Annotated in this window: 1 protein-coding gene; it reads left to right on the top strand. The window is 59.0% G+C overall.

Translation table 11 applies throughout. The features are described 5' to 3' along the window. Nucleotides 1-35 precede the first annotated feature (35 nt). Nucleotides 36-244 (top strand): LapA family protein (locus tag B3T59_RS13865; RefSeq protein ID WP_287003851.1); only part of this gene is annotated, 209 nt, incomplete at its 3' end.

Here is a 244-nt window from a genome sequence, read left to right as displayed (position 1 = left end):
CACATTGTTCAACCCCATGGGAAGGCGGTGTCGCCATGACCGCGAACACCGAGCAGAGTTCAACAGGGCAGACGACGTCGTCGAAGCTCCTCGGACTCGCCGCACGTAACTGGATTCCGCTTCTGCTCATCGTTCTGGGAGTCATCTTCATCGCGCAGAACACCCAGCATGTGCGCATCAACTTCTTGTTCTTCCACGTCGGAGCGTCGTTGTGGCTGGTCCTCACGATCATCGCGCTCGCGGG

It is taken from the genome of Gordonia sp. UBA7860 (assembly GCF_002500165.1).
GTDB classification, from domain to species: domain Bacteria; phylum Actinomycetota; class Actinomycetes; order Mycobacteriales; family Mycobacteriaceae; genus Gordonia; species Gordonia sputi.
The sequence above is the reverse complement of the archived record's forward strand: the minus strand, read 5'-3'. Positions and strand labels throughout refer to the sequence as shown.